Source organism: Cellulosimicrobium sp. CpK407, assembly GCF_051844275.1.
GTDB lineage: Bacteria > Actinomycetota > Actinomycetes > Actinomycetales > Cellulomonadaceae > Cellulosimicrobium > Cellulosimicrobium cellulans_G.
In genome coordinates this window covers 113,412-124,465 of the sequence record NZ_JBGNYC010000007.1, presented here as the reverse complement: position 1 = coordinate 124,465, position 11,054 = coordinate 113,412, and the positions used below count along the sequence as shown (strand labels likewise).

The 11,054-nt window shown below is 75.8% G+C and carries 12 protein-coding genes; 1 reads left to right on the top strand and 11 read right to left on the bottom strand.

What is annotated here, in order from left to right:
• Positions 1-839, bottom strand: an 839-nt coding sequence (gene tsf / locus ABWU78_RS05455) for a translation elongation factor Ts (protein WP_253051282.1), incomplete at its 3' end; no start/stop codon positions are given.
• 131 nt (positions 840-970) lie between these two features.
• On the bottom strand, positions 971-1,954 hold the full coding sequence (gene rpsB / locus ABWU78_RS05450) for a 30S ribosomal protein S2 (protein WP_253051281.1): 984 nt from the start codon (positions 1,952-1,954) through the stop codon (positions 971-973).
• A gap of 430 nt (positions 1,955-2,384) precedes the next feature.
• On the opposite strand from rpsB, the gene ABWU78_RS05445 reads away from it, so the two are divergent.
• On the top strand, positions 2,385-2,963 hold the full coding sequence (locus ABWU78_RS05445) for a M23 family metallopeptidase (RefSeq protein ID WP_353708124.1): 579 nt from the start codon (positions 2,385-2,387) through the stop codon (positions 2,961-2,963).
• A gap of 25 nt (positions 2,964-2,988) precedes the next feature.
• Here ABWU78_RS05445 and ABWU78_RS05440 read toward each other — a convergent pair whose 3' ends face one another.
• The 9 genes from ABWU78_RS05440 to trmD form a co-directional block, all read right to left on the bottom strand.
• Positions 2,989-3,897, bottom strand: coding sequence for a tyrosine recombinase XerC (locus tag ABWU78_RS05440; RefSeq protein WP_353709604.1), 909 nt, complete (start codon positions 3,895-3,897; stop codon positions 2,989-2,991).
• A gap of 168 nt (positions 3,898-4,065) precedes the next feature.
• A complete protein-coding gene (dprA, locus tag ABWU78_RS05435) occupies positions 4,066-5,406 on the bottom strand; it encodes a DNA-processing protein DprA (RefSeq protein ID WP_439157775.1) in 1,341 nt (446 codons plus the stop codon).
• Positions 5,399-6,937: a YifB family Mg chelatase-like AAA ATPase gene (locus ABWU78_RS05430; RefSeq protein ID WP_353708122.1), complete on the bottom strand. Its 1,539-nt coding sequence runs from the start codon at positions 6,935-6,937 to the stop codon at positions 5,399-5,401. Before ABWU78_RS05430 ends, dprA begins: the two co-directional genes overlap by 8 nt.
• Positions 6,937-7,296, bottom strand: a complete 360-nt coding sequence (locus ABWU78_RS05425; RefSeq protein WP_253051277.1) for a YraN family protein — start codon at positions 7,294-7,296, stop codon at positions 6,937-6,939. Before ABWU78_RS05425 ends, ABWU78_RS05430 begins: the two co-directional genes overlap by 1 nt.
• Positions 7,297-7,411: 115 nt before the next feature.
• The gene (locus ABWU78_RS05420; protein ID WP_024840525.1) at positions 7,412-7,711 is read right to left on the bottom strand and encodes a DUF2469 domain-containing protein; all 300 of its coding nucleotides are present in this window, start codon (positions 7,709-7,711) and stop codon (positions 7,412-7,414) included.
• Between the two features lie 37 nt (positions 7,712-7,748).
• The gene (locus tag ABWU78_RS05415) at positions 7,749-8,483 is read right to left on the bottom strand and encodes a ribonuclease HII (protein ID WP_353709603.1); all 735 of its coding nucleotides are present in this window, start codon (positions 8,481-8,483) and stop codon (positions 7,749-7,751) included.
• A 131-nt stretch (positions 8,484-8,614) separates the two neighbouring features.
• A complete protein-coding gene (lepB, locus tag ABWU78_RS05410) occupies positions 8,615-9,442 on the bottom strand; it encodes a signal peptidase I (protein WP_439157774.1) in 828 nt (275 codons plus the stop codon).
• Between the two features lie 173 nt (positions 9,443-9,615).
• On the bottom strand, positions 9,616-9,975 hold the full coding sequence (gene rplS / locus ABWU78_RS05405; RefSeq protein ID WP_253051275.1) for a 50S ribosomal protein L19: 360 nt from the start codon (positions 9,973-9,975) through the stop codon (positions 9,616-9,618).
• A 262-nt stretch (positions 9,976-10,237) separates the two neighbouring features.
• Entirely contained in the window at positions 10,238-11,053 is an 816-nt protein-coding gene (trmD, locus tag ABWU78_RS05400; protein ID WP_439157773.1) for a tRNA (guanosine(37)-N1)-methyltransferase TrmD, read from the bottom strand.
• Position 11,054 lies beyond the last annotated feature (1 nt).

The following is an 11,054-nucleotide window of genomic DNA, read 5'->3' as shown; positions in this document are numbered from 1 at the left end:
CAGGCGCCGACGCGGTACCGCACGAACTCGGTGATGGTGCCACCGACCTCGGAGACGACCTGGCCGACCGTCTTCTTCGGGTCCTTCGCGAGCGGCTGGTCGACGAGGACGACGTCCTTGAAGTAGCCGTTGAGACGACCCTCGACGATCTTCGGCAGCGCGGCCTCGGGCTTGCCCTCGTTGCGCGAGGTCTCCTCGGCGATGCGACGCTCGTTCTCGACCGTCTCGGCCGGGACCTCGTCGCGCGACAGGTACGTCGGGGACATCGCGGCGACGTGCTGCGCGACGTCCTTCGCGACGGCCTCGCCCGCGGCGTCCGTGGCGACGACGACGCCGATCGACGGCGGCAGGTCACGCGCCGTGCGGTGCAGGTACGCCGTGACGCGCTCGCCGGCGACGCGGGTCACGCGGCGCAGGACGATCTTCTCGCCGAGCGTCGCGGCCTGGTTGTCGATGACCTCCTGGACGGTCTCGCCGTCCGAGTCCGCGGCGAGGGCCGCGTCGGCGTCGCGCGCGCCGGCCTCGGCAGCGGCCTTGAGGACGCGGTCCGCGAGCGAGATGAACGTGTCGTTCTTGGCGACGAAGTCCGTCTCGGAGTTGAGCTCGATGAGCGTCGCGACCTGGCCACCCTCGGTGTCGCGGATGTCGACGGCGATGAGGCCCTCGGAGGTCGAGCGGCCCTCGCGCTTGGCGACGCCCTTCAGACCCTTGACGCGGATGATCTCGAGCGCCTTCTCCGCGTCGCCGTCCGCCTCGTCCAGAGCCTTCTTGACGTCGAGCATGCCGGCGCCGGTGCGCTCGCGCAGGGCCTTGATGTCAGCGGCGGTGTAGTTCGCCATGGTGGTTCCTCACTCGTGGTTCGTCACGGGTTCTTCGTCACGGGTACGTGCAGGGGCACCGCGCCGGTGCCCGGTGCGCCGGTGGGACGGCACGGGGTGCGCGGCGGGCGACCGCCGCGCACCCCGGGACGTCACTTGGTCTCGTCGGCCTCGGCGTCGGCGACCACGGCCTCCGCGTCGGCGACGGCGGCGACCTCGGCAGCAGCCTCGGCCACGACCTCGGCAGCGGCGTCGCCCGGCTCCTCGGCGGCGACCTCGGCAGCGGCCTCGGCGACCTCCTCGGCCGCGGCGGCCTCGACGTTCGCCTCGGCGGCGGTCTCGTCGGCCGCGAGCTGCTTCTCGGCACCGGCGAGGAGCTCGCGCTCCCACTCGGCCAGCGGCTCGGCCTCGGCGCCTGCCTCGGCCTCGGCACCGGAACGGCCGGAGTGGCGCTGGAGCAGACCCTCGGCGACCGCGTCCGCGATGACGCGCGTGAGCAGCGTCACGGAGCGGATCGCGTCGTCGTTGCCCGGGATCTTGTAGTCCACGACGTCGGGGTCGCAGTTGGTGTCCAGGATCGCGACGATCGGGATGTGGAGCTTGCGCGCCTCGTCGACCGCGAGGTGCTCCTTGTTCGTGTCGACGATCCACACGGCGGAGGGGACCTTCGCCATGTCGCGGATGCCGCCGAGCGTGCGGGCGAGCTTGTCCTTCTCGCGACGCAGGACGAGGAGCTCCTTCTTGGTGAGCGACGAGCCGGCGACGTCGTCGAAGTCGATCTCCTCGAGCTCCTTGAGGCGCTGGAGACGCTTGTGCACCGTGGTGAAGTTGGTGAGCATGCCGCCGAGCCAGCGGTGGTTCACGTAGGGCATCCCGACGCGCGCGGCCTGCTCGGCCACGGGCTCCTGGGCCTGCTTCTTGGTGCCGACGAAGAGGATGGAGCCGCCGTGCGCGACGGTCTCCTTGACGAACTCGTACGCGCGGTCGATGTACGACAGCGACTGCTGGAGGTCGACGATGTAGATGCCGTTGCGCTCCGTGAAGATGAAGCGCTTCATCTTCGGGTTCCAACGGCGGGTCTGGTGCCCGAAGTGGACACCGCTCTCGAGGAGCTGGCGCATGGTCACGACGGCCATGACACGTCCTTTCGCCGTGCGGCCCGGGATCCACCCGGTGCGCGCACGCTTCTGGCGACCCCTCCCGGAGGACGGGCCGCGGTGCGGTTGTCGGTGACGACCCTGGTGGTCGCACCCCTGGCGCCACCCGTGCCGACGCCTGCGACGCACCGTGGACGGTGCGGGCAGGACCGACGCCGGACGCGGCCCCGCCCGGTCCGGCGGGGCCGGGAGCATGGGCGAGGACGTGACGCGCGAAGTCGACCGGCCCCGTCCTCGGCCGAGGTGAGCACCTCGGGCCGGGCACGGCGAACGCGCCGGTCGCAGCGGCAAGTCTACCCGACGGGAGGGCCGACCACAGCCGCCGGTCCCGGGCGCCGTCGCGACCCGCTGTCCACAGGCCGCCGGCTCCCGCCGCCCGGCCACGGCCCGCGTCGGGCACCCTGGCGCGATGGCTCCCGACCGTACCCCTGCGACCGTCCGACGACGTGCGGTGGCCCTCGCGCTGACCGCGCTCCTGCTCGTCCTGGCCCCGCCGCCGCCCGCCGCCCCGGGCAAGCCCCTGGACGCCCCCGCCGGCGCCTCCCCCGGCTGGGTGCCGCCGCTCGACCGCGCGCCCGACGCGCTCGGCGTGCTCGTGCCGTTCGACCCGCCGCTGCACGACTGGCTGCCCGGCCACCGGGGCGTCGACCTCGCCGCGGGCACCGGGGAGAGCGTCCTGGCCCCGGCACCGGGGGTCGTCACGTTCACCGGCCCGGTCGCCGGGCGCGACGTGGTCGTCGTGACGCACGACGACGGCCTGCGCACGTCGCTCGAGCCGGTCACCGCCGTGGCACCGCGGGGGACGCGTGTCGCCGCAGGGAGCGTCCTCGGGACCGTGCAAGGGCCGGGAGGCGGCGGGGCCATCGCGAGCCACTGCGCGGCCACCTGCGTGCACTGGGGCGTGCGGCGGGGCGAGCGCTACGTCGACCCGCTCGCGCTGCTCGGCGAGCGGCCGCCGATCGTGCTCCTCCCGCTCGGAGAGCCGTGACCGGAGGACCCGCGCGTCCGGAGCCTCAGGCGCGTGGGAAGGCCTGCTCGAACGAGCTGCGGAGCCGCTCGGCCGTCACGTGGGTGTAGCGCTGCGTCGTCGCGAGCGAGGAGTGCCCGAGGATCTCCTGGACGCTGCGCAGGTCCGAGCCGCCCGCGAGGAGGTGCGTCGCGGCGCTGTGCCGCAGGTCGTGCGGAGCGACGTCGTCGACCCCGGCCGCCTGCGCGAGCCGGTGCACCGCGTCGCGCACCTGTCGCTGCCCCCACCGACCGCCCCGGTCCCCGACGAGGAGCGCCGCACCCGACCGCTCCGTCACGAGCGCCGGCCGACCCGCGTCCAGCCAGCGGGTCACGGCCCGCGCCGCCGGGACGCCGAACGGGACGACGCGCTCCTTGTCGCCCTTGCCGAGCACCCGGACGACCCGCTGCGACAGGTCCACGTCGTCCACGTCGATCCCCGCGAGCTCGCCCACGCGGATGCCGGCCCCGTAGAGGAGCTCCGCGGCGGCCCACTCGCGCAGCCGGGCCGGCTCGCCCGACGCGGCCGCCTCCCGCGCGCAGTCGAGCATGCGACCGGCCGCGTCGGCCGTGAGCACGGTCGGCAGGGTGCGCGGGACGCGCGGGCTCGCGAGCCGTGCCGCCGGGTCCGCCGCGACGCGACCGGTCCGCCGCGCCCAGTCGAAGAACGCGCGCGCGGCGGCGCCCCGGCGCGCGAGCGTCGCGCGGGCGAGCCCGCGTTCCGACTGCTCCGTCAGCCATGCGCGCAGGGCGGCGAGGTCGACGTCGCTCGGCGACGCCGCGCCGTGGCGTGCCGCATGACCCAGCAGCGACTCGACGTCGCCCGTGTACGCGCGCACCGTGTGCGCGGACGACCCCTGGGCGAGCTCGAGGTGCACGGCGAAGTCCGCGAGCGCCGCGCGCAGGGCCGCCGGCAGCGCGTCGGCCGACGCGGGCGCCCGGTCGGCGCCCTGCTCGGCCGCCGGGTCGTCGGGGAGGTCGGACGGGGTCACGCGACCAGTCTGGCGCGTGCGCCTGCGCGCCTCGCGGAGGCGCTCCGTCCGGGTGCCCTTCCGGAGACGCGCCGTCCGGTGTGCTCTCCGGGGTCAGACCGCGCGCACGCGCCGCCAGCCGCCGGACGTCCGCTCGGCCAGGCCGCGGATCTCGAGCCGGCCGAGGGCACCGACGGTCTCGGGGACGGCGAGCCCCGCCGACCGCGCGACGGCGTCCGTCGGCACCCCTGACCGCAGCGGCAGGGCGTCCCACGTCCGGGTCTCGACGGCGTCGAGCCCGTCGTACACGGCGTCGCGGGGCGCCCTGCGCGTCCCCGCGGCCGGTGCTGCCGGCGCCGCGTCCCGTGCCAGCGCTCCGGCCAGCTCCGCCACCTCGTCGGCGTCGGTGACGCACACGGCGGCACCGTCGCGCAGGAGCCGGTGGCAGCCGGTCGACGCCATCGAGGTCACGGGTCCGGGGACGGCGCCGACGGGCCGCGAGAGCTCGGCGGCCCGGACCGCCGTGCTGAGCGATCCCGAGCGCCAGGCCGCCTCCACGACCACGGTCGCGCCCGCGAACGCCGCGATGAGCCGGTTGCGCAGCAGGAAGCGGACCCGGCTGGGCACGGAGCCCGGCGGCACCTCCGACACGACGGCGCCTCCGGTCCCGACGACGGCCCGGAGGAGCTCCGTGTTGCCGACGGGGTACAGCCGGTCCACCCCGCCCGCGAGGAACGCGACCGTCGGGCCGCCGGACACGAGCGCCGCGCGGTGGGCCGCGGCGTCGATGCCGTAGGCACCGCCCGAGACGACCGTGAACCCGCGCGCCGCGAGACCGGACGCGATCTCCCCGGTCACGTGGCGCCCGTAGTCCGTGCACGCGCGTGCCCCGACGACCGCGACGGATCGCGCCGCCAGCGCCGCCAGGCCGTCCGAGCCACGGACCCAGAGCGCGAGCGGACGGCCCGGACCCAGGTCGTCGAGGGGCGTCGGCCAGCCCGGGTCGCCCGGGACGACGAGGGAGCCGTCGAGCCGGTCGAGCACGTGGAGCTCGCGGCGTGGGTCGAGGCCCTCCAGCCGCGGTGCCCAGCGCGCGACGGCGCGCAGGAGCCGCGCGACGGGCCCGCTCCGCGGGTCGCGACCGGGCGCGGGCCGGTCGTCGCCGGCTGCCGCGGTGCCCGGCCCGGCCCCTCCGAGCAGCGGCCCCAGCCCCGACCCGCCGTCGTCGGCGACCTCCGCGAGCCGGACGAGCTCGCGGCGGGCCTGCGCCGGGTCGTTCACCGCCTCGACGAGCCAGGCCAGCGCGCCCGGGGCCCCGAGCTGCTCGACGAACGCGACCGCGACCTCGTCCCCGGGCTCCGCCAGGCGCGACCACGCCGCCCGCGCGAGCCGGTCGTCGGCGACGTCGAAGACCGGCCGCACGGGAGCCGTCGGGGCGGCCCGGCGCTCAGCCACGGTAGCCCCGCGTCCGGAGCGCGAGCCCGGCCCCGACGTCGGCGCGCGTGGGTGCGGCGTGCCCGGCGAGGTCGGCGACCGTCCAGGCGAGGCGCAGCACACGGTCCGCGCCGCGCAGGCTCAGCGTGCCGCGGTCGAGCGCGGCGTCGACGTCCGTCAGCAGGCCGGGGTCGGGCCCCAGCCGGTCGCGCAGCCACGTGCCGGGCACCTCGGCGTTCGTCCGCCACGGCGTCCCGGCCAGGCGCGCTGACGCCGTCTCCCGGGCGGCGGCGACCCGTCGCGCGACCGCCGCGCTCGGCTCCGGCCGCCCGGCGTCCGCGCGCTCGACCCGGGTGACGGGACGGACCTCGACCTGGACGTCGACCCGGTCGAGCAGCGGACCGGAGAGCCGGCCGAAGTAGCGGCGCTGCGCGACGGGCGAGCACGTGCACTCGAGCCCCTTCCCGACGCCCTTGCCGCACGGGCACGGGTTCGCCGCCAGGACGAGCTGGAAGCGCGCGGGGTAGCGCGCCGTCCCCCCGGCCCGGTGGATCACGAGCTCGCCGTGCTCGAGCGGCTGCCGCAGGGTCTGCAGCACGCGCGCCCCGAACTCCGGTGCCTCGTCCAGGAAGAGGACCCCGCGGTGCGCGCGCGACGCGGCACCGGGCCGGGGCAGGCCGCTGCCGCCCCCGACGATCGCCGCCGGGGTGGCCGTGTGGTGGGGGTCCTCGTACGGCGGGCGGCGGACGAGCCCGGAGCCCGGGTCGAACACCCCGGCCACCGAGTGGACGGCGGTCACCTCGACGGCCTCTCCCTCCGTGAGGTCGGGCAGGATCCCGGGCAGCCGTGACGCGAGCATCGTCTTGCCCGCGCCCGGCGCACCGACCAGCAGCAGGTGGTGCCCGCCCGCCGCGGCGACCTCGAGCGCGTGCCGAGCCTCGTGCTGCCCGACGACGTCCGCGAGGTCGCCCGGCTGCGGCCGCGCGGCGGCCGGACGGGGCACCACGACCGGTGGCGCGGCACCGCCCGGGTCGTCGAGCGACGCCCCGTGGAACCGGGCGACGTCGGCGAGGGTCGTGGCCCCCACGACGTGCGCTCCCGGCACCAGCCGGGCCTCCTCGGCGTCCGCCGCGGGCACGACGACGTCGGGGAACCCGGCGGCGACGGCCGCGGCCACCGCGGGCAGGACGCCGCGCACGGGCTGCAGGCGGCCGTCGAGGCCGAGCTCCCCGAGGTGCACGACGTCCTCCACGGCGCGCAGCGGGACGACCTGGGCTCCCGCGAGCAGCGCGACCGCGATCGCGAGGTCGAAGCCCGTGCCGGACTTGGGGAGCGCCGCGGGCGAGAGGTTGATCGTGACCTTGCGCTGGGGCCACGGGATGCCCGACGAGGTGACCGCCGCACGCACGCGGTCGCGCGACTCGCTGAGCGCCGCGTCCGGGAGCCCGACGAGCACGAAGCCGGGCACCGAGGCAGCCAGGTGCGCCTGCACCTCGACGACGTGGCCCGACAGCCCGACGAGCGCGACAGCGCGGGTCGTCCCCAGACCCATCAGGCGCTCACCCCGACGAGGTGCTCCACCTGCGCCGCGCCCGCGCGCGCCACGAGCACGGCGACGACGTCGATGCGGACCGACCGTGCGCGCACGTCGTGGGTCGCGAGCCACTCCCCCGTGAGCCGGCGCAGGCGACCGAGCTTCGCGGGCGTCACGGCCTGGGCAGGGTGCCCGAACCCGGTGCCGCGACGCGTCTTCACCTCGACGGCGACCAGCACGTCACCGTCCAGCGCGACGACGTCGAGCTCGCCGCGCGTCCCGCGCCAGTTGCGGTCGAGCACGGTCCAGCCGGCCTCGACCAAGTGGGCCGCGGCCACCCTCTCCCCGTACCGCCCGACGGCGTCCTTCGCTCCCATGGGGCTCACCTCCGCCGCCCACCGTGGGCGACGGGGAGGACGCGGCGCCAGCGACCCGCGACCGCCTGTGGACGGGACCCTCAGGAAGCGGCCGTGTGGACGGCCACGACCGTGGTCAGAGCTGGAGCTCCGCCTTCGCGAGCTCCTCGACGTTGACGTCCTTGAAGGTCACCACCCGGACCGACTTCACGAACCGCGCCGACCGGTACACGTCCCACACCCACGCGTCCGCGAGCCGCAGCTCGAAGTACACCTCGCCCGCGGCGGAACGCACCTGGAGGTCCACCTGGTTCGCCAGGTAGAAGCGGCGTTCGGTCTCCACCACGTACGAGAACAGGCCCACCACGTCGCGGTACTCGCGGTACAGCGCGAGCTCCATCTCGGTCTCGTAGTTCTCGAGGTCTTCGGCGCTCACGCCTCCATCATGGACCATCGAGCGCTCCGCGCCCGCCTCAGCTCGTGGGCAGCCCGGCGTCGGGGTCGAGCTCGAGGACGTCCACGGGCTCGCCGTACGCGGGGGCGCCGAGACCCTCGTCCCCGCGCTCGGGCAGGCGCCAGGACCGGCGGTGCTGCGGCGTCGGGCCGTGCTCGCGCAGAGCCTCGACGTGGGCCGCCGCGCCGTAGCCCTTGTTCTGGTCCCACCCGAAGGCCGGGTACTGCCGCGCGAGGCTGGTCATGAGACCGTCGCGCTCGGTCTTCGCGAGCACGCTCGCCGCGGCGACGGAGGCGCACTGGAGGTCGGCCTTGACCAGCGTGCGCACGCGCGGGTCGACGATCCGCTCGTCGTCGTGCGGGTCGAGGTCGAACGCCTCGAAGAGGTCGACCGCCGAGGGGCGGCTGAGCCAGTCGTGCTTGCCGTCCAGGAGGACCGCGTCGACGTCGCCGACCGTGCGGCGCACCTGGGCGAGCGCGCGGCGGCCCGCGAGGCGCAACGCACCGACGATGCCGTGCGCGTCGATCTCGGCCGGACCGGCGTGGCCCACGGCCCACGCGACCGACCACGAGCGCGCGAGCGGCACGAGGGCCTCGCGCGCGGCCGCGGTGAGGAGCTTGGAGTCGGTGAGACCGGGCGGGCACGGCTTCGTGGCGAGGTCGACGACCACGACGCCCACCGAGACCGGGCCCGCGAGCGCGCCGCGGCCGACCTCGTCCATGCCGGCGACGAGCCGGGCGCCGTCGCGCAGCATCGCGCGCTCCTGGCGCAGGTCCGGACGACGCCGCGCGGGCGCGCGGCGCCCGCGCGAGGGTGCCGCCGGCGGCGGAGCGACGGGCGCCGCGGCGGGCGCGGGAACGGCGGGAGGCGCGACGGCGTCGAGCGTCACGGCTCCACCTCGGGCACGTCGGCGAACACGTCACCGGGGTTGCGCAGCAGGCCGAGATGGGAGAGCGGCCAGACCTTGACGAACGCCATCCCGACCACGTTGCCCATCGGCACGAACCCGCCGCCGGGCTTGCCCGTGTTGTAGCGCGAGTCCGCCGAGTTCTGCCGGTTGTCGCCCATGACGAACAGCATGTCCTCGGGCACGGTCCGGTCGAACGGGTCCTGGCTGGGGATCGAGCCGGGCTTGATGTACGTCTCGTCGATCGAGACGCCGTTGACGCTCACGCGCCCCTCGGCGTCGCAGCACACCACGTGGTCGCCCGGCGTGCCGATCACCCGCTTGATGAGGTGCTCGCCCGTGTCCTGCGGCAGCAGGCCGACGAAGGTCAGCGCCGCGCGCAGCGCCTCCGACACCGGGCTCTCGGCCTGCGGCACCGGCGGCGGCAGCCACCCGCCCGGGTCCTTGAACACCACGATGTCTCCGCGGTGCACGTCGAACGCACCCGGCACGAGCCGGGACACCATCACCCGGTCGCCCTCGACCAGCGTGTCCTCCATGGACGCGCTCGGGATGAAGAACGCCTGCACGAGGAACGTCTTGATGATCAGCGACAGCACGAGCGCGCTGACCACGATGATGGCCGTCTCGCGCAGCAACGACGACTTCCGGGCCGGGCGCTCGCGCGAGCCGCGCGACGAGCCGCCCGCCCCGTCGGCGGCGAGGTGCTGGCCGTGCGGGCCCGCCCCGTCGTCCTCGGGACCGAGCGCCGCGCGCTCGGTGCCGGCGTCGGGCTGCGGGCCGCGGGGCGGGGCGCTGTCGGTCACGCGTTCACAATGCCACCTTCCGGCGACTTCCGAGAAACGGACCGGCCATCGGACCGCGGGTCCGGGGACGACGACGGCGGCCGTCCCGAGGGGACGGCCGCCGTCGGACGAGCGGAGCGGCAGCGCGTGTCGGCCGTCTGTCGACGGTCCGTCGACGGCCTGCCGGCAGCCGATCAGCGAGCAGGCGCGGTGTCGCGCTTCTCCTTGATCTTCGCCTTCTTGCCGCGGAGCGCGCGCAGGTAGTACAGCTTGGCGCGACGCACGTCACCGCGCGTCACGACCTCGACCGAGTCGATGGACGGCGAGTGCACGGGGAACGTGCGCTCGACACCCACGCCGAAGCTGATCTTGCGGACCGTGAACGTCTCACGGATCCCGCTGCCCTGACGGGCGATCACGACGCCCTGGAACGCCTGGACGCGGGAGCGCGTGCCCTCGACGACCTTGACGTTGACCTTGAGCGTGTCGCCGGGGCGGAACTCCGGGACGTCGCTGCGCAGCGATGCTGCGTCGACGCTGTCCAGCGTGTGCATGTGCTTCTCCTCGTCCGCCACAGGTCGGACGCGTGCTCGTGGCCCGGGCGCGCCGGGCCGTCGTCGTCTGTCGGTTGGGGTGTGCCGTGCTGCGCGTGGACGGTCGACCACCTCGCGGTCGTCGTCCGTCGTGCCAGTCCGCCCGAGGATCCGGGCGCGGGCTCCCCTGTGGCAGAGGTTCCGGGGCGGCACACACCGATCGACCATTCTGCCACACCCGGGGGGTTGCCGGCAGCCGGCGTCTCGCGGAGTCGACGCGACCTCAGGGAGCGCCGTGCGCGGCGGGCACGAGGCGACCGTCGACGACGGCCCACCCCACCTCCGCGAGGACCTCCAGGTCGTGCCGGTCGAGCCCGTCGACGGCCAGCGCACGCACCATGTCCGGCCGTCGCGCGGCGGTCCGGCGCAGGGCCTGGTCGCGGCGCCAGCGATGGATTCGCGCGTGATGACCCGACAGGAGCACGTCGGGCACCTCGAGGTCGCCCCAGGCGGGCGGCTTCGTGTACACGGGGTACTCGAGCAGGCCCGCGGCGCCGTGCGACTCCTCGACCAGCGACTCGGGGTTGCCAACGACGCCCGGCAGCAGCCGCCCGACCGCCTCGACCATGACGAGCGCGGCGACCTCTCCCCCGTTGAGGACGTAGTCGCCGATCGACAGCTCGCTGACCCGCATCCCGGCCGACCGGTAGTGCTCGGCGACGCGCGCGTCGATCCCCTCGTAGCGTCCGCAGGCGACGACGAGGTGCTCCTCGGTCGCGAGCGCCTCCGCCGTGCGCTGCGTGAAGGTCTCGCCCGACGGCGTCGGCACGACCAGGTGCACCGCGCCCGCCGCGTCCGGCGTCCCCGCCGAGAGGCCCGCCACGTCGTCGATCGCGCGGCCCCACACGTCGGGCCGCATGACCATGCCCGCCCCGCCGCCGAACGGCGTGTCGTCGACGGTGCGGTGCCGGTCGGACGTCCAGTCCCGCAGGTCGTGCACGCGCAGGTCGAGGATCCCCGCGGCGCGCGCCTTGCCGACGAGCGACAGGTCGAGCGCGGCGAGGTAGTCGGGGAAGATCGTGACGACGTCGATCCGCACG

Coding starts and splice junctions, on each gene's coding strand:
- rpsB (WP_253051281.1), bottom strand. CDS start 1,954: ATGGCCGTCGTGACCATGCGCCAGCTCCTCGAGAGCGGTGTCCACTTC.
- ABWU78_RS05445 (WP_353708124.1), top strand. CDS start 2,385: ATGGCTCCCGACCGTACCCCTGCGACCGTCCGACGACGTGCGGTGGCC.
- ABWU78_RS05430 (WP_353708122.1), bottom strand. CDS start 6,937: ATGGGTCTGGGGACGACCCGCGCTGTCGCGCTCGTCGGGCTGTCGGGC.
- ABWU78_RS05425 (WP_253051277.1), bottom strand. CDS start 7,296: ATGGGAGCGAAGGACGCCGTCGGGCGGTACGGGGAGAGGGTGGCCGCG.
- ABWU78_RS05415 (WP_353709603.1), bottom strand. CDS start 8,483: ATGCTGCGCGACGGCGCCCGGCTCGTCGCCGGCATGGACGAGGTCGGC.
- rplS (WP_253051275.1), bottom strand. CDS start 9,975: ATGCACACGCTGGACAGCGTCGACGCAGCATCGCTGCGCAGCGACGTC.